At 71.5% G+C, this 17,138-nt stretch carries 12 protein-coding genes and 1 pseudogene; 10 read left to right on the forward strand and 3 right to left on the reverse strand.

Going from position 1 to position 17,138, the window contains the following annotated elements:
* The first annotated feature begins 143 nt into the window (after positions 1-143).
* Both ACGFRB_RS03325 and ACGFRB_RS03330 read left to right on the forward strand, forming a co-directional pair.
* Entirely contained in the window at positions 144-1,331 is a 1,188-nt protein-coding gene (locus ACGFRB_RS03325; RefSeq protein WP_393238343.1) for a MerR family transcriptional regulator, read from the forward strand.
* A 228-nt stretch (positions 1,332-1,559) separates the two neighbouring features.
* Positions 1,560-2,099, forward strand: coding sequence for a hypothetical protein (locus tag ACGFRB_RS03330; protein ID WP_393238346.1), 540 nt, complete (start codon positions 1,560-1,562; stop codon positions 2,097-2,099).
* A 210-nt stretch (positions 2,100-2,309) separates the two neighbouring features.
* Here ACGFRB_RS03330 and ACGFRB_RS03335 read toward each other — a convergent pair whose 3' ends face one another.
* Positions 2,310-5,222, reverse strand: a complete 2,913-nt coding sequence (locus ACGFRB_RS03335) for a glycoside hydrolase family 48 protein (RefSeq protein ID WP_393238349.1) — start codon at positions 5,220-5,222, stop codon at positions 2,310-2,312.
* Positions 5,223-5,567: 345 nt separating this feature from the next.
* Here ACGFRB_RS03335 and ACGFRB_RS03340 point away from each other — a divergent pair.
* Together ACGFRB_RS03340 and ACGFRB_RS03345 are read left to right on the forward strand one after the other, a co-directional pair.
* Positions 5,568-6,029 (forward strand): annotated as a pseudogene (locus ACGFRB_RS03340) (cellulase family glycosylhydrolase); the annotation flags it as partial.
* 17 nt (positions 6,030-6,046) lie between these two features.
* Positions 6,047-7,795 carry a glycoside hydrolase family 6 protein gene (locus tag ACGFRB_RS03345; RefSeq protein WP_393238352.1) on the forward strand — a complete coding sequence of 583 codons (1,749 nt, stop codon included), beginning with the start codon at positions 6,047-6,049 and terminating at the stop codon, positions 7,793-7,795.
* A gap of 237 nt (positions 7,796-8,032) precedes the next feature.
* On the opposite strand, the gene ACGFRB_RS03350 is transcribed toward ACGFRB_RS03345, so the two are convergent.
* Positions 8,033-9,100, reverse strand: a complete 1,068-nt coding sequence (locus ACGFRB_RS03350; protein WP_363008283.1) for a LacI family DNA-binding transcriptional regulator — start codon at positions 9,098-9,100, stop codon at positions 8,033-8,035.
* A gap of 273 nt (positions 9,101-9,373) precedes the next feature.
* On the opposite strand from ACGFRB_RS03350, the gene ACGFRB_RS03355 reads away from it, so the two are divergent.
* The 5 genes from ACGFRB_RS03355 to ACGFRB_RS03375 all read left to right on the forward strand — a co-directional run bounded on the left by ACGFRB_RS03355 (position 9,374) and on the right by ACGFRB_RS03375 (position 15,000).
* The gene (locus tag ACGFRB_RS03355; RefSeq protein WP_393238355.1) at positions 9,374-10,693 is read left to right on the forward strand and encodes an ABC transporter substrate-binding protein; all 1,320 of its coding nucleotides are present in this window, start codon (positions 9,374-9,376) and stop codon (positions 10,691-10,693) included.
* Between the two features lie 121 nt (positions 10,694-10,814).
* Entirely contained in the window at positions 10,815-11,816 is a 1,002-nt protein-coding gene (locus tag ACGFRB_RS03360; RefSeq protein WP_393238358.1) for a carbohydrate ABC transporter permease, read from the forward strand.
* Between the two features lie 3 nt (positions 11,817-11,819).
* Positions 11,820-12,677, forward strand: coding sequence for a carbohydrate ABC transporter permease (locus tag ACGFRB_RS03365; RefSeq protein ID WP_363008198.1), 858 nt, complete (start codon positions 11,820-11,822; stop codon positions 12,675-12,677).
* Between the two features lie 61 nt (positions 12,678-12,738).
* A complete protein-coding gene (locus ACGFRB_RS03370; protein WP_393238361.1) occupies positions 12,739-14,178 on the forward strand; it encodes a GH1 family beta-glucosidase in 1,440 nt (479 codons plus the stop codon).
* A 117-nt stretch (positions 14,179-14,295) separates the two neighbouring features.
* Positions 14,296-15,000: a 1,4-alpha-glucan branching protein gene (locus ACGFRB_RS03375; RefSeq protein ID WP_393238364.1), complete on the forward strand. Its 705-nt coding sequence runs from the start codon at positions 14,296-14,298 to the stop codon at positions 14,998-15,000.
* A 141-nt stretch (positions 15,001-15,141) separates the two neighbouring features.
* On the opposite strand, the gene ACGFRB_RS03380 is transcribed toward ACGFRB_RS03375, so the two are convergent.
* Positions 15,142-16,065: a glutaminase gene (locus tag ACGFRB_RS03380; RefSeq protein WP_363008192.1), complete on the reverse strand. Its 924-nt coding sequence runs from the start codon at positions 16,063-16,065 to the stop codon at positions 15,142-15,144.
* Positions 16,066-16,319: 254 nt separating this feature from the next.
* On the opposite strand from ACGFRB_RS03380, the gene ACGFRB_RS03385 reads away from it, so the two are divergent.
* Positions 16,320-17,117, forward strand: coding sequence for a VOC family protein (locus ACGFRB_RS03385; RefSeq protein WP_393238368.1), 798 nt, complete (start codon positions 16,320-16,322; stop codon positions 17,115-17,117).
* Positions 17,118-17,138: the final 21 nt, after the last annotated feature.

A 17,138-nucleotide genomic window follows, 5' to 3' on the forward strand; every position in this document is an offset into this window, starting at 1 on the left:
GGACGGCTCGCCCCGGCGTGATCCAGCCTGTGATCCGGTCGGTGACGATCACAACGTGCGTCGATTGCGCATCGAGTAGCCTGCGGGCGGGGCCGGGCCACGCGGGCCCCGCCGGGTCGTGTCCCACCGAAGGGCCATCAGCCATGACCGAAGAGGCCGCGCGGGCGACGGCGCCGCCGGGACTGACCACGGGAGCCGTGGCCCGGCGTCTGGGGGTCTCCCCCACGACGCTGCGCTCCTGGGACCGGCGCTACGGACTGGGGCCCGAGGCCCGCTCAGCGGGCCGGCACCGCCGCTGGAGTCCGGCGGACGTCGCCCTGGTCGAGCACATGTGCCGGCTGACGGCGGGCGGCGCGCCGCCCGCCGAGGCGGCCCGGGTCGCCCTCGCACAGAGCGGGAACGGCGGGCCCGGACCGGCCGGCTCCCCCGTCCCCGTGCCGCCTGCCGCCCCGCTCCCACCGGACCCGCGAAGCGCACGGAACACACTGGGCGCACAGGACTCGTCGGACTCACAAACCTCACGGAACCTACCGAGCTCACCGGACTCACTGAACTCATCCGCCCCACCCGCCTCACCGCACCGGCGCGCCCCGGCCGCCCCCGTGCCCCCGGTGCCACGGCGCGGCGCAGCCGGCAGCGGTCTGCCCCTGGGCGACGTACGGCTGGAGTGCCGGGGCCTGGCCCGCGCCGCCGTGCGGCTGGACTCCGCACGGGTGGAGTCCGGGCTTCTGGAGGCCGTCGGGACCCACGGGCTGGTCGGGGCGTGGGAGGAGATCATGGTGCCGACCCTGCGTGCCGTGGGCCGTAAGTGGGCGTCCTCCGCCGACCGTTACGTGGAGGTGGAGCACCTGCTGTCCTGGCATGTCTCCACCGCCCTGCGCAGCGCGCCGCTGCTGCTGCCCCGGGCCGCTGTCCCGGCCGGGGCGCCGCCGGTCGTCCTGGCGTGCGCGCCCGACGAGCAGCACGCGCTGCCGATCGAGGCCCTGTACGCCGCTCTTGCCGAGCGGGGCGTGCCGTGCCGGATGCTCGGGGCGGCCGTTCCCGTGGAAGCGCTCCTGGCGTGTGTACGGCGAACCGGTCCGGCGGCGGTCGTGCTGTGGTCTCAGGCCCGCTCCACGGCATCGGCCGCGCTGGCGCGGCGGCTCGACGGGCTGCGCTGGGGTGCCGCCGGTGCGCGCGGGCGTCCCCTCGTGCTGCCCGCGGGGCCGGGCTGGGACCGGCGGGGGGTGCGCGGTTTCCCCCGTTGCGCGGGGCTCGGGGACGCCGTCGGGCTGCTGCACGGTCTGTACGCCCCGGACGGCACCGTCCGGGGCGGTTTCCGGTCGGGCTAGCGTCTCGTCAAGCAACGTTCGCCCCCCGTGGCGCCGACACAGTCCACCATCGGGAACGGGGCCGCGTGTCCGCCGCTACATCATCCGGCGGAACGGGCGGGCCGCCGGCGAAAGACGCCTGGCACAGCACTGGAGGGCCGTGTCGCCGATATGGTCGGGCCGCGAGCGAGCGGGACACAGTTGGAAACTTTGGTTTCCAACTGGAGATTGGGAAACTATAGTTGTCGCATGACCGTCTCCGAGATCACCCCGGAAGAGCAGGCAGAACTCGACAAGGCGCTGCATGACGCCCTGAATCCGCTGGCCACGGCGATCCGCTCCCGACAGACCGGGCTGCCCGCGGACCGCATGTGGGAAGCAGATCCCCTCGAAGTGACACTGTCCGTCCTGGCCGCTTGGAAGATGGTGGATGCCGAGGTCAGGCGGTTGACCGCGCACGCGGCGGCAACCGCCGGTTCCTACGGCGCCAGTTACGAGCAGTTGGGCGCTGTCTGGGGTATCACCCGGCAGGGTGCCCGTAAGAAATGGCCCGACGCGGTCAGCCGCTCGGCGCCCGCGTCGGCGGGCAGGAGCACGCTCGCGCTGTTCGGGGGGACCGCCGAACTGGTGCAGGCACCTTCCGGTGACTGGAGCTGGACGGGCGTGGGTGCTGATGGAGCATCCGCCGCGATCACCGAGGGGACGCGCCACGCGACCGTGCAGGAAGCCGCGGCCCATGCGGGCGCTTTCCTCAAAGAACACGCCCTCGACGCAGTCGAGCGTTCCTAGCCTCAGGGGCCTGCCCGCGCGGGCGCCCAACCGCCCCCCGCGCCGGCACCCCCGTCGGTCGTTCCACCCGCCGACCGGTCCACCCGGGACCGGCCTCCGCACGGGACCGGCCTCCGCACGGCGTCCGGTGGACGGCGTGCGGCCGGGCGGCCCCCACGCGGGACCGCCCGGCCGATTCGTACGAACAGCGTCTGCTCAACGCGGGGCGGGCTATTCGAGCAGCTGAGCGTACGAGCCCATGGCCAGGGCGATGTCCGCCTGGGCCCAGAACCGGTGGTAGGTGAAGACGGGGGCCGCGCCGCCCGCCAGGTAGGCCTCGATCTTCGGCCAGGCGGGGTCCTTCTTGTAGAAGGAGCGGATGGAGGAGAAGGTGGACGAGGAGTCGATCCGGTCGCCGTTGGGCATGGTGCCGGTCCAGCCGCTCGGGACGTACACGGGGTCGTTGAAGCGTTTGTAGTCGGTGCGGGTCTCCGGGACGGCGATGCCCAGGGTGTCCTGGTCGTGCGTCCACATGCCGTCGAGCAGGGCCTTGGCGACGCGCTTGGCGTCGGCGTTGCCGGACTTGGCCGCGTAGTAGGTCAGGGTCTTGGCGTAGGCGGCGGCCACGCCGACGTCGTCGGTGTAGTCGGCGACGGTGACGTGCAGGCTCTTGTTGGCGCCGGGGCTGGTGGCGTTCCAGGTGTCGGGGGCACCGCTCCACTGGAGGGTGGAGGGGATGCGGTAGGTGCCGTCGGGGTTGATCGTGGTCTTCGACAGCGCCCACGACACCCACTTGTCGAGGACGGTCTTGGCCTGGGTGTCACCGGTCTGCTGGTAGTACTCGGCGACGCGCTCCATCGACCAGGCCTGGAAGCCGAACCACTGGTTGGACGGCGGGTCGTGGTAGACGGGCTGCTCGTCGTAGAACAGGCCGTGGAAGGTGGGGGTACCGGCCGGCGGGGTGGCGTAGCGGCCCTGCCAGCTGTTGGTGGCACCGCCCGCGATGGCGCCCTCGTCGGACTGGAGCCAGCGGTAGAACTCCAGCTGCCGGGTGAGACTGGTGGCCCAGTCGGCCGCGCCCGTGGAGGACTTGGGCTTGAGCGGGGCGTAGCTGCTCAGCGCGTACGCGGCGAGCGGGTTCTGGTAGCCGCCGTGGGCGTGGCTGGAGCCGATGCGCCAGGCCCAGCCCGCGGAGGTGTCGGTGGCGCCGCCCCAGGCGTAGTACCAGGACAGCAGGTAGTGCGAGCTGTTCTTGCCGCTGCCGGCCGGGCAGGCGGTCGGGCCGACGCAGTCGCCCGCCTTCTTGAAGTACTTGTCGAACAGGGCGTAGCGCAGGTAGTCGCCCATCTTGGCGGCCTTGCCGACGGTGCCGGCGACCTGAGATCCCTTGCCCTGCTCCTTGGCCCAGATGTCGGCCCAGTAGGCGGCCTGGACGGCGCGGGCGTCGGCGTCGGGCGCGTTGGTGAACTTCCACTGCTTGGCGTACGAGCTGTCGCCGGTGAACAGGTCGAGGTAGCCGTTCTTGCCGCCGTATGTGAACGCGTCGCAGGTGGGGTGGGTGACGGTCTCCCAGACGGACTCCTGCGGGCCGCGCTGGAAGGTGTTGATGTACGAGGGGCCGGTCTTGGTGGGGCCGGCGGAGCAGCTGCCGGGCGCGTTGCCGTAGCCGTAGGTGTTGTCGACGTCCTGGATCCAGTGCATCCCGTAGATGTCGTCGGTGCCGTACGCGCTCTTCAGCTCGGCGGCGATCGGGTCGTTGCCGGAGGTCACGCCGGAGTCGAGGTGGGCCGGGTACTGGGACGGCTCGTCCCATTCGGGCGCGTAGGTGGCGGGCTTGGAGGCGTTGTAGAAAGAGTTCGTGGGCTGGTCGGCGTGGGTCGGGATCATGTACCGCTCAAGGGTGTCCCAGGCGCCGTTGAACTTCGTCCAGTCGCCGGTGACCTTGCCGTACATGGCCTGGAGCCAGACCAGGTAGCTGTAGGCCTCCGAGGTCGTCTCGTGGCCCTGGTCGGGGGCCTCGACGATCAGGGTCTCGACGGAGTGGTACGGGATGCCCTCGGGCGAGAAGTAGCCGTTGGCCGGGTTGGTGATCTTCGCGTAGAGGTCGAGGAAGCGGGCCTCGTACGTGGAGGAGGCGGCCAGCTGGGTGGCGGTGACCTCGGCCTTGGTGTGGCCGGGGGCGGTCGCGGTGAACACGGCGCTGCCGGTGCCGGTCTGCGCGGCGGTGACGGTCACCTTCTGGGCGGTGTTCCAGTTCGCCGGGGTGAAGGTGAGGGTCGCGGGGCTCGCGGTGAGACCGGTGACGCCGGAACTGCGGGCGACGCTCACCGTGACGTTCGCGGAGGGCTGGGTGGACAGTTTCAGGTCGAACGTGGCGCTCGTGCCCTGCCGTACGGAGAGCTGGGCGGGGGTGGCGACGAGCGCGGGTCCGGCGGCGACGGTGATGCCCACGGGGGTGGATTCACCGGAGGCGCCGAGGGAGTCGGTCGCCTTGGCGTACAGCGAGTGGGTGCCGGCCGCGAGAGAGGTCGCGTCGAAGGTGAAGGGCGCGGTGGTGTCCGTGCCGAGCAGGGTGGTGTCGCTGTAGAACTCGACCTTGCTCACGGTGGCGCCGTCGGCGGCGGCCGCGGTGGCGGCGAGCGGGACCGTGTTGCCCACGGTGTACACGGCGCCGGCGGACGGGCTGGTGAGGACGGTGACGGGAGGCTGGTGGGCGCCGGTGCAGGGGGTGCCGTTGACGCTGAAGGAGGTCGGCGCCGCGTTGGTGCCGGTGTACGCGAACTGGGCGCCGGCGGTGACGGCGCTGCCCGCGGCCACGGTGCGGTTCCAGTCGGCGCCCGTGACGGTGACGGTCTTGCCGGACTGGCTCCAGGTGCCGTTCCAGCCGCTGCTGAGGTGCTGGTCGCCGGTGTAGGCGTAGCTCAGGCTCCAGCCGTCGAGCGGGGTGGTGGCGCGGTTGGTGAGGGTCACGTCGGCCGTGAAGCCGGAGCCCCAGTCGTTCGTGGTCTTGTAGTCGACGCTGCACTGGACGGCGGCGGCCGCGGTGGCGGCGGGTCCTGCGGCCAGCAGTCCTGCGGGCAGGGCGAGGGTGGCGATGAGCGCGGCGGCGAGCGCACCGCGCGACCGACGTGGTCGTGGTGGCATGACGTGGTTCTCCTCGCGGCTCGGATGCGGAGGGGGGTGGTGCCGGCGCCGGCCGGGGGGACGGGCGGCGCGGTCAAGCTCTGAACCAGTGGGAGCGCTCCCACTGTGCAGAACGGGGAACAGCCCGTCAAGACAGCCGAAGAGTCGAAGGCAACCTCGGTGAAAATTCACCGACTCCCTTTTGCTGAACGGAAGTTGGCGCTACGGTCGCCGGACCAGTGGGAGCGGTTCCAGCCCGTCGGCACCCTGTTCGGGGGTGCCCTCGCCGTGAGGATCGCTCATGCGACATCCCCCACGTCTGCCGGCGCTGCTCGCGGGAGCGGCGCTCACGGCGGCGAGCACCGCCCCGGCATCGGCTCCGAGGTCGCCGGCATGCAAGGCCTGGTGGACGCGGTCCGCGCGACCGGGGCACGCAATGTGCTCCTGGCGCCCGGACTCGCCTACTCCAACGACCTGAGCCAGTGGCTCGCGTACGCCCCCACCGACCCGGCGGGCAGCATCGCCGCCGCCTGGCACGTCTACAACTTCAACGCCTGTGTCGACGAGACGTGCTGGAACTCCCAGCTCGCCCCGGTCGCCGCCCGTGTCCCCCTGATCGCGGGCGAGATCGGCGAGAACACGTGCGGGCACGGCTTCACCGACCGCGTCATGACGTGGTTCGACGAGCACGGCCTGTCCTACCTGGGCTGGACCTGAAACACCTGGGACTGCTCCTCCGGGCCCGCCCTGATCGGTTCGTACGACAAAACCCCCACCGCATTCGACATCGGGCTGCGCGACCACCTGCGCGGTCCGAACGGACAATGAAAGGGACACCCACCCCCATGAGCCGCACAACCAGCCGCACCGCACTGCTCGCGGCCCTCGGCCTGATCACGGCGACCGGCGCCACGGCGACCGTCATCGGCGCGACCACCGCGGGCGCCGCCTCCCCGGGCTGCCGGGTCGACTACCAGATCGCCAGCCAGTGGGACGCCGGCTTCGGCGCCAACGTGACCGTCACCAACACCGGCGACCCGCTCACCGCCTGGACCCTGGAGTGGACCTTCGCCGGGAACCAGCAGGTCACCCAGAGCTGGAGCACCACGCTCACCCAGTCGGGCACCAACGTGACCGCGAAGAACGCCTCGTACAACGGGTCGCTCGGCACCGGCGGTTCGACGTCCTTCGGCTTCAACGCGTCGTACTCCGGGACCAACGCGATACCGGCGAGCTTCAAGCTGAACGGGGTCACCTGCAACGGCACGACCCCGACCACCCCCCCGACCACCCCGCCGACGACACCTCCCACCACCCCGCCGACCACGCCGCCGCCCGCGGGCAGCAAGGTGGACAACCCCTACGCCGGGGCGAAGATGTACGTGAACCCGGAGTGGGCCGCCCACGCGGCGGCCGAGCCGGGCGGCAGCCGGGTGTCGAACCAGCCCACCGGTGTGTGGCTGGACCGGATCGCCGCCATCGAGGGCTCGTCCACCTCCATGGGTCTGCGGGCCCACCTCGACGAGGCGCTGAAGCAGAAGGGCAGCGGCGAGCTGGTCGTCCAGCTGGTCATCTACGACCTGCCCGGCCGGGACTGCTCCGCGCTCGCCTCCAACGGCGAGCTCGGCCCGACGGAGATCGACAAGTACAAGACCCAGTACATCGACCCGATCGCGGCGATCCTCGGCGACGCGAAGTACGCGGGTCTGCGCATCGTCACCACGGTCGAGGTCGACTCGCTGCCGAACCTCGTCACCAATGTCTCGGGCCGTGACACGGCGGTCGCGGCCTGCGACACCATGAAGGCGAACGGCAACTACGTCAAGGGCGTCGGCTACGCGCTGGCCAAGTTCGGCGCGATCAAGAACGTCTACAACTACCTGGACGCCGGCCACCACGGCTGGCTGGGCTGGGACGACAACCTGGGGCCGTCGGCGGAGATGTTCAAGACCGCGGCGACCGCCGAGGGCTCGACCCTCGCCAACGTCCAGGGCTTCATCGTCAACACGGCCAACTTCAACACCCTGAAGGAGGACAACTTCAAGATCGACGACACGGTGAACGGAGTCTCCGTGCGCCAGTCGAAGTGGGTGGACTGGAACCGCTACGTCGACGAGCTGTCGTACGCCCAGGGCTTGCGCGACAAGCTGATCTCGATCGGCTTCGACTCGAAGATCGGCATGCTGATCGACACCTCCCGCAACGGCTGGGGCGGCACCGCGCGGCCGACCGGCCCGGGGGCGACCACCAGCGTCGACACGTATGTGAACGGCGGGAAGTACGACCGGCGGGTCCACACCGGCAACTGGTGCAACCAGGCCGGGGCGGGCCTCGGCGAACGGCCCAAGGCGGCGCCGGCCGCGGGCATCGACGCCTACGTGTGGATGAAGCCCCCGGGCGAGTCCGACGGCTCCAGCAAGGAGATCCCCAACAACGAGGGGAAGGGCTTCGACCGGATGTGCGACCCGACGTACACCGGCAACATCCGCAACGGCAACAACCCGTCGGGGGCGCTCCCGGACGCGCCGGTCTCGGGCAAGTGGTTCTCGGCCCAGTTCCAGGAGCTGATGAAGAACGCCTACCCGGCGCTGTGACGCGCCACTGAGCGGGCCCGTGGGGGGCCTTCGAGGGGGCCGGGCGGGCCGGAGCCGTACGCGGCTGCGGCCCGCCCGGCCACACCCCGCGCCTTCACGGAACACAGGAACACAGGAACACGAAATCCACGGAAGCGCGGACCACGGGGAAGCGCGGCAAGCCCCGAAGCCTGGACGCCCGGAAACCGGGACGCACGGGACACATGGAAACCGGGACGCCTAGAACGCGGCGATTCCTCAGGAGGACTCCCGGACCACCAGCTCCGTCGGCAGCACCCGGTTCTCCCCGGGCCCGTCCGCCGACGGGCCGTCGGGTCCCGCGCCGAGCTCCCGGAGCAGCATGCGGGCCATGGTCCGGCCCATCTCGGCTATCGGCTGGCGCACGCTGGTGAGCGGCGGGTCCATCAGCCGGGCGACGGCCGAGTCGTCGACGCCGACGAGCGCGACGTCCTCGGGGACGCGCCGGCCGCACTCGCGCAGCACTCCGCGCGCACCCGCGGCCATGACGTCGGAGGCGGCGAAGACGGCGTCCAGATCGGGCGCCCGCTCCAGCAGGACCCGCATCGCGCGCCGGCCGCCCTCCTCCGTGAAGTCGCCGGTGGCGACGAGAAGTCCGTCGGGTTCGAGCCCCGCCGCCGCGATGCCCTCGTGATAGCCGTCGAGCCGGGCGCGGGCCACGTACATGTCCAGGGGGCCGCTGATGGTGGCTATCCGGCGGCGGCCGCGTTCGGCCAGGTGGGCGACGGCCGTCCGGCCCGCGCCGGTGTTGTCGGAGTCGACCCAGGCGGCGGACTCGTCCGCGCCGCGCCGGCCGTTGAGGACCACGGGCAGACCGAGTTCGCGTACGCGCTCGGGCAGCGGGTCGTCGGCGTGCACCGAGGCGAGCAGCACTCCGTCGACGCGCTGGGCGGCGAGGTACTGCTCGAACCGCTGCCGCTCCCGCTCGGTGCGGACCAGGGTCAGTAGCAACTGCTTGTCGGATTCCCCGAGTTCGGCGCTGATGCCACGGATGATGTCCAGGAAGTAGGGCTCGGCGAACAGCCGGGCCTCGGTCTCGGGGATGACCAGGGCGACGGCGTCGGTGCGGCTGCCCGCGAGCGCGCGGGCCGCCTGGTTGGGTACGTAGCCCAGCTCGGCGATGGCCCGCCCGACGGCCTCACGGGCCTGATCGCTCACCCGGGGCGAGCCGTTGATGACCCGGGACACCGTTCCCCGGCCGACGCCGGCCCGGGCCGCGACCTGTTCCAGTGTCGGCCTGCTCCTGTGCCGTCCGCTCACGACCCTCGTACTCCCCTCGTGCGGCATCGCCCCCGAGATCCGTGCGGCGATCAGGTCAAGATAGGCCACGCCCCCGACCCCGTCGCACACGGTACCGGTCGGCGACCCACACCATGGGAGCGCTCCCACACCCTTTCCGTCAAGGCGCCGGGCGCCTTCGACGATCCGTCACGACGAATCCGCGTGCACATCTTGACACTGCCGCCCGACAGGCAGGAACCTTCCGGCTACGGCGATGTGGGAGCGCTCCCACCAACGTACGGCAAGCACCACCCCTGGCATCGGGACGAGGAGAGTGGCATGCGCACAACCAGCGGCAGACGGGCTCTGGCCACCCTGGCCGCACTGGCGGCCGGGACAGCCCTGCTCACGGGCTGCGGCAGCGACGACGACGGCGAGGCCGCCGACGGGACGATCACGCTGAGGGTCGGGACCTATGGCTCGTTCGGATTCGACGACAAGACCGGCGCGAAGCTCTACGCCGAGTACGAGCGGTCGCATCCGAAGATCAAGATCGTGGAGTCGAACGTCTCCGACGGCCAGAAGTACTGGGACACCCTGAAGCTGCGACTCTCGCGCAACAGCGGTCTGGCCGACGTCCAGGCGATCGAGGTGGGGTACATCGCGGAGGCGACCAGCCCCACGATGGCGAACAAGTGGGTCGACCTGTCCAAGAACGGCGGATCCGACATCGGCGCCTTCCTGGACTGGAAGGTCAAGCAGGCCACCACCCCCGACGGTGCGGTGATCGGGCTCGGCACCGACATAGGGCCGATGGCGGTCTGTTACAACAAGGACCTGTTCGCCAAGGCCGGACTGCCCACCGACCGCGAGCAGGTCGGCAAGCTGTGGGCGGGCGACTGGGGCAAGTTCCTGCAGGCCGGCAAGGACTACCAGAAGAAGGCTCCCAAGGGCACGTTCTTCCACGACTCGGCGAGCGGCCTGTTCAACGCCGTCGTCAACAGCGAGCCCGTGCAGTACGCGGACGAGAAGGGGCAGCTCATCTGGGAGACCAGCCCCGGCGTGAAGAAGGCGTGGAACACCGCCGTCGCGGCGGCGCAGAGCGGCATCACCGCCAAGCTGCGCCAGTTCGACGAGAAGGGCACCTGGAACGCCGGCTTCAAGAACTCCAAGTTCGCGACGGTCGCCTGCCCGAGCTGGATGACCGGCATCATCAAGGACCAGGCCGGGCCCTCCAACCAGGGCAAGTGGGACATCGCCGCACCACCGGTCGCGGGCAACTGGGGCGGCTCCTTCCTCGCCGTTCCGAAGTCGGGCAAGCACACCAAGGAGGCCGCCGAGCTGGCCGCCTGGCTGACCGCTCCCACACAGGCCGCCAAGGTGTTCAAGGTCAACGGAAACATTCCGTCCGCCAAGGACACGCTCACCTCGACCGAGGTGACCGGCGCCAAGATGCCGTACTTCGGCGACACGCCGGTCGGACAGATCTACGCCAACGCCGCGGCGGGCATCCGGCCCGCGCCGATCAGCCGCTACGACGGCCAGGTGAAGACCTTCGTCACGGACAACGGCATTCTCGACATCGAGCAGCGCGGCACCGACCCGGCGAAGGCCTGGGACAACGTGCGCAAGCTGATCGACGACAAGATCGACCAGTAGCGGGCGGCGGCGGGGCTCCTCCTTCGAGGCCGGAGCCCCGCCCCCGCGCCGCACCTTGCCTCCTGACTCCTTGCCCCTTGACCCCTGTGGTCCGTACGCACCGACCCGGAAGGACGCCCCCGTGGCCACCTCCGTATCCGCGCGGGACGACGGCCCCCCGTCACCCGGCGCGCCCGATTCCCGTCCGCGGCCGGTCCGGTCCGGCGGTGCCGACCGGCGCCGCGGCCGACTGCACCGCTGGGACGTGAAGGCGGCCCCGTACGTCTTCATCACCCCCTTCTTCCTCACCTTCGCCGCGTTCGGCCTCTTCCCCCTGGTGTACACCGGCTGGCTCTCGCTCAACCGGGTGGAGCTGGGCGGCGATCCGCAGTGGAAGGGACTGGAGAACTACACCGACCTGGCGACCAGCGAGTTCTTCTGGAACGCGCTGCTCAACACCTTCACCATCGGCGTCATCTCGACCGTGCCGCAGCTGATGATGGCGCTCGGCCTGGCGCAGCTGCTCAACACCCGGCTGCGGGGCCGGGGTTTCTTCCGGGTCGCGATCCTCGCCCCGTACGCGACGTCCATCGCCGCCGCCACCCTGGTCTTCGCCCAGCTCTTCAACACCGACTACGGGCTGATCAACTCGGGCCTCGGCTGGGCGGGTCTGGGCCCGGTCGACTGGGAGACCTCCAAGTGGCCCGCGCAGATCGCCATTTCGGTGATCGTGATCTGGCGGTGGACCGGCTACAACGCGCTCATCTATCTGGCCGCGATGCAGGCCGTCCCGCACGATCTGTACGAGGCGGCCGCCCTCGACGGGGCGTCGCGCTGGCGCCAGTTCATCAGTGTGACGATCCCCTCCATCCGGCCCACGATCCTGTTCACCATCGTCGTGTCCACCATCGGCTCCACCCAGCTGTTCGGCGAACCGATGCTGTACGGCGGCAGCGTGGGCATCTCGGGCGGCAGCGGCAACCAGTACCAGACCCTGAGCCTGCTCATGTACGAGAAGGGCTGGGTGACCGGCGCCCTCGGCCAGGCGTCGGCGATCGCCTGGGTAATGCTGCTGCTCCTGCTGCTCCTCGGCGCCGGCCGCGTGCTCGTCGCCCGTGTCCGCCGTACGAAGCTGGAGGACTGACCGTTGCGCACCCGAACCCGTCCGTCCACGGCCGGCCGGCCACTGCACGCCGGTCCGCTCACCTATGTGCTGCTCGGCGTGGCCACGCTCGTCTCGCTCTTCCCGCTGTACTGGAACTTCGTCGCCGCCTCGCACTCCGGCAAGCGGGTCGTCTCGGCGCCCGCGCCGCTGCTGCCCGGTCCGAAGCTCCTCGACAACCTGTCCTTCGCCTGGAACCAGGTGAACATGGGCGAGGCGCTGATCAACACCACGATCGTGGCGAGCCTGGTGGCCCTGTCCACCGTCGTGTTCGCCACGCTCGCCGGATTCGCCTTCGCCAAGCTGCCGTTCAAGGGCCGCTCGGTACTGCTGACCCTGGTGGTCGCGACGATGACGATCCCGCCGCAGCTCAGCGTCATCCCGCTCTACCGGATCATCACCGACCTCGGCTGGTTCGACCAGCTCCAGTCGGTCGTCCTGCCCTCGCTGGTGGCCGCGTTCGGCGTGTTCTTCATGCGTCAGTATCTCGTCGAGGCGCTGCCGGTGGAGCTGGTGGAGGCGGCCCGGGTCGACGGCGCCCACTCGCTGCGGATCGTGTGGCACGTGGTCTTCCCCGTGGCACGGCCCGCGATGGCCGTCCTCGGCATGCTGATCTTCGTCCAGGCCTGGAACGACTTCTTCTGGCCGTTCATCGCCCTCACCTCCGAGGGCAATCCCACGCTCCAGGTGGCCCTGGCGGGCCTCGGAGCGGGCAACCACACCGTGGACCACGCGGTGGTGCTGACCGGTGCGCTGATCTCGACCGTGCCGCTGCTGCTGGTGTTCGCCTTCCTCGGCAAGCACATCGTCGGCGGGATCACCGCGGGCGCCGTCAAGAGCTGACGGCCCGCGCCCGGTGCACTTGCTCTCCTTCCTTTCACATCTTCCGAGTTGGGAGCGTTCCATGACCGCGTCCGAGACCCGGCCGCTCACCGCCCCGCCGCGATTCCCGGCCGGCTTCCTGTGGGGAGCCGCGACCGCCGCGTACCAGATCGAGGGCGCGGCGGCGAAGGACGGCCGTACCCCCTCGATCTGGGACACCTTCTCGCACACCCCGGGGAAGACCTTCGAGGGACATCACGGCGATGTCGCCGTGGACCACTACCACCGGGTCGGCGAGGACGTCGCCCTGATGTCCGAACTCGGCCTGAACGCCTATCGGTTCTCGGTCTCCTGGTCCCGGGTCCAGCCGACCGGGCGGGGGCCGGCGTCCCAGCAGGGCCTGGACTTCTACCGGCGCCTGGTCGACGAGCTGCTCGCGGCCGGGATCGAGCCGGCGCTCACGCTCTACCACTGGGATCTGCCGCAGGAGCTGGAGGACGCGGGCGGCTGGCCGGAGCGGGAGACGGCCGAGCGGTTCGCCGAGTACGCGGGCCTGATGGCCGACGCGCTCGGCGACCGGGTGGACCGCTGGACCACCCTCAACGAGCCCTGGTGCTCGGCCTTCCTCGGCTACGGCTCCGGGGTGCACGCCCCGGGCCGGACCGACCCGGTGGACGCGCTGCGGGCCGCGCACCATCTGAACCTCGGACACGGGCTGGCCGTCCAGGCGCTGCGCGCCGCGCTGCCGGCCACGGCCCGGCTGGCGGTCTCGCTCAATCTGCACGAGGTGCGTCCGCTGACCGACTCGCCCGAGGACCGCGAGGCGGCGCGCCGGATCGACACCGTCGGCAACCGGGTGTGGCTCGGCCCGATGCTGGAGGGCGGCTATCCGCGGGAGCTGTTCGAGGACACGGCGCACCTGACGGACTGGGGATTCGTCCAGGACGGCGACGAGGCCGCGGCCGGAGCGCCGCTGGACTGGCTGGGCGTCAACTACTACACGCCGACGGTGGTCTCGCAGGTCCCCGAGGGCACCAAGCGGTCCCAGGACGACGGGCACGGCGACAGCCCGTACTCGCCGTGGCCGGGCGCCGACAACGTGGCCTTCCACCAGGCGGAAGGGGAGCGGACGGCGATGGGCTGGCCGGTCGACCCGTCCGGGCTGTACGCCCTGCTGACCGGGCTGTCCGCCCGCTTCCCCGGGCTCGAACTGGTCGTCAGCGAGAACGGCGCGGCGTACGAGGACGTACCGGCCGAGGACGGCTCGGTGCACGACCCGCGGCGCGCGGAGTACATCCACGCGCACCTGGCCGCCGTGCACCGCGCGGTCGAGGACGGGGCGAACGTGGCCGGCTACTTCTTGTGGTCGTTGCTCGACAACTTCGAGTGGGCGTACGGGTACGAGAAGCGCTTCGGCATCGTGCGCGTGGACTACGACACGCTGCGGCGGACCCCGAAGTCCAGCGCGCACTGGTACGCACGGGTGGCTCGCGCGGGCGAACTGCTGCCTCCTGGCGTCTAGTTGCCATGGGTTCCGCCCCGGTGTCCCGCCACGCGGGCGCCGGGGCGGGCGCGTTACGGTGACGGGGCGGCCCGGCGTTCCGGGAGCCGCAGACGTCACCGAGGAGGAACAGACCCGATGTCCGTCATCCACCGCACCACAATGGCCCCGACCAAACTGGAGCTGCTCACGGCCTGGTTGCCCACCCGCCCCTGGTACACGGCGGCCGGCGGGGCGCCGGAGCTGGAGCGGACCGGAGGTTTCCGGCTGGACGACCCGGAAGGCGAGGTCGGCATCGAGTTCCTGGTGGTGACGGACTCCGCCGGAGCCGGGAGCGGGGCCGGCGGTGGAGCCGGGATTGGGGACGGGCCGCGGAGCTATCTGGTGCCGATGACCTATCGCGCGGCTCCGCTCCCGGGCGCCGAGGAGGCGCTGATCGGCACCTCGGAGCACGGGGTACTGGGCAAGCGCTGGCTGTACGACGGGGCCCACGACCCGGTGCTGGCGGGCCAGTTGGCGGCTCTGCTGCGCGGGAAGGCCGAGCCGCAGATGCAGAGCGTCTCCCACACGCCCGATCCCTCGGTGCGGGCGGCGCTCGCGGACGGCTCGGTGCCGGACGGCGCCTGGGCGGCCGGTACGGCGGTCATGGTGACGGACGGCGCGGACGCGACGCTCCTCGCCTTCGGCCCGGGCGAGCCGGTGCTGTGTCTGTGCCGGGTTCTGGACGGGGAGAGCGACGCGGAGCCGGCGGGCGCGCTCGGTACGGTGTCGGCCGAGTGGCACGCCGGCGACGGCGTGACGCGGCGCGCCCCCTTCGTCGTGGTCCTGCCGGCCGCGAGCTGAGTCCCGCGGCCGGCAAGGCCGTCGAAGGCCCGTGGTGACGGTGTCCGCCGCACCGGACACCGTCACCACGGGCCTTTCGGGTCAGGCCCGGAGCGCGGCCTCGCGGACGGAGTGCCGTCCACGATCAGGTGGGGCCGCGCTTCAGAAGACGGACAGGCCGGTGAGGGTGGTGAAGCGGTCGAGCGCGGCGACCCCCACCACCGAGTTGCCGCGTGCGTCGAGGCCAGGTCCCCAGACGCACACGCCGCAACGACCGGGAACGACGGCGATGATGCCGCCGCCGACGCCGCTCTTGCCGGGCAGCCCGACCCGGTGGGCGAAGTCGCCGGCCGCGTCGTACGCGCCACAGGTGAGCATGACGGCGTTGATCTGCTTGGCCTGGCTGCGGCTGAGCAGTCGGGTGCCGTCGGCGCGGACGCCGTGCCGGGCGAGGACGGTGGTGGCGAGCGCCAGATCGGCGCAGGAGGCCCGGATCGCGCACTGGCGGAAGTATTCGCGCAGCAGGGTGGGCACGGGGTTGGCGATGTTGTCGCACGAGGCCATGAAGTGGGCGAGGGCGGCGTTGCGGTCGCCGTGCGCGGTCTCGGACGCGGCCACCTCCCCGTCGATGGCGAGGTCCGGGTTTCCGCTCTCGGCGCGCAGGAAGTCGAGGGTGACACCGGAGGCGTCGCCGGTGATCCGGTGGAGCTGGTCGGTGACGACGAGGGCGCCCGCGTTGATGAAGGGGTTGCGCGGGATGCCGTTCTCGTACTCCAGCTGGATGAGCGAGTTGAAGGGATTGCCGGACGGTTCGAGACCCACGTGGTCCCACAGCGCGTCGCCCTTGCGGGCCAGGGCGAGGGCGAGCGAGAAGACCTTGGTGACGGACTGGGTGGAGAACGGCTCACGCCACTCCCCCACCCCGTACACGGTGCCGTCGAGTTCGGCGACCGCCATGCCGAAGCGGCCGGGGTCGGCGACGGCGAGGGCCGGGATGTAGTCGGCGGGCCGGCCGCGGTCCGTGAGGTCCTCCAGCTCCTCGGCGATCCGGGCAAGGACGGGTTCGAACGTCAGCAGCACGTTCACATGATGCCGCCGCCCGGCCCCGGCGGCAGGCGCGGCACCGCCCCGGTACCGCCTGATACCGCTCGACACGGCACCGCTCGACACGGCTCGGCGCTATCGGCGCGAGCAGGGGGCCGAGTGGCGGAGGCGGGCCGTACGGGCCAGGGTGGCCGTGGGGGTGTGTACGGGTGCCGAGAGGCGCGTGGACCGTGCGGTTCGTATGACCCGCGTGACCCGCGTGGCCGTGTGACGAGTGTGAGGAGAGCCGGGTGCCGTTGAGCGCGGATGAGCCGGGTGCGCCCTGCTGGCTGAGTCTGGCGACGCACGATCTCGGCGCGGCGGAGGATTTCTACGGGGCCGTGCTCGGCTGGACCTTCCGGCGCGGCCCGCTGGGCCCCGGTTTCTCGGTCGGCGAGCGGGACGGGGTCCCGGTGGCCGGGATCGGCGACGTGGCCGAGCGGATGGGGGTGCCGGTGGCGTGGACCGCGTACTGGGCGGTCGGCGACGCCGACGCCGCGGTGGCCCGTATCCGCGAGCGCGGTGGCACGGTCGGGGTCGGGCCGGTGGCCTTCCCGCCCCGTGGCCGGGCCGCTCTGGCCACGGATCTGGAGGGCGCGGCCTTCGGGGTGTGGGAGGGCCGGGTCAGTTCGCGCTGGCGGCTCGGCGAGCGGCGCGCCCCGGTGTGGCTGGAGCTCCACGCGCGCAACGCGTTCGACGCCGCCGTCTTCTACGGGGGTGTCTTCCAGTGGGTCGACGGGGATTCGGCGGACCGTTTCGAGGTGTCGTACGAGGACGAGCAGGTGGTGCTGCGCCGGCACGGCGAGGCGGTCGCCCGGCTGAACAGCGGCCCGGTGGAGGCCGCCTCGGCCAAGCCGCAGCTGCGGCCGCGCTGGCTGGTGCACTTCCGGGTGCCGGACCTGGACCGGGCGACCGCCGCCGTCCGCGCGCGCGGCGGCTCGCTGGTGCCGGAGGCGGACGACGGCTGGCGTACTCCGGAGGCACGGCGGGCCACCGTGCGTGACCCCCAGGGCGGACTGTTCACCCTGGAGGAGTGGCAGGACGAGGCGGGTTGAGGGACCGGGGGCTCCCCGAGG

Source organism: Streptomyces sp. NPDC048718, assembly GCF_043198875.1.
GTDB lineage: Bacteria > Actinomycetota > Actinomycetes > Streptomycetales > Streptomycetaceae > Streptomyces.

Excerpts from the sequence above, each read along its gene's own strand:
- ACGFRB_RS03370 (WP_393238361.1), top strand. The coding sequence starts at position 12,739 with ATGACCGCGTCCGAGACCCGGCCGCTCACCGCCCCGCCGCGATTCCCG.
- ACGFRB_RS03335 (WP_393238349.1), bottom strand. The coding sequence starts at position 5,222 with ATGCCACCACGACCACGTCGGTCGCGCGGTGCGCTCGCCGCCGCGCTC.
- ACGFRB_RS03355 (WP_393238355.1), top strand. The coding sequence starts at position 9,374 with ATGCGCACAACCAGCGGCAGACGGGCTCTGGCCACCCTGGCCGCACTG.
- ACGFRB_RS03375 (WP_393238364.1), top strand. The coding sequence starts at position 14,296 with ATGTCCGTCATCCACCGCACCACAATGGCCCCGACCAAACTGGAGCTG.
- ACGFRB_RS03350 (WP_363008283.1), bottom strand. The coding sequence starts at position 9,100 with ATGCCGCACGAGGGGAGTACGAGGGTCGTGAGCGGACGGCACAGGAGC.
- ACGFRB_RS03325 (WP_393238343.1), top strand. The coding sequence starts at position 144 with ATGACCGAAGAGGCCGCGCGGGCGACGGCGCCGCCGGGACTGACCACG.
- ACGFRB_RS03345 (WP_393238352.1), top strand. The coding sequence starts at position 6,047 with ATGAGCCGCACAACCAGCCGCACCGCACTGCTCGCGGCCCTCGGCCTG.
- ACGFRB_RS03330 (WP_393238346.1), top strand. The coding sequence starts at position 1,560 with ATGACCGTCTCCGAGATCACCCCGGAAGAGCAGGCAGAACTCGACAAG.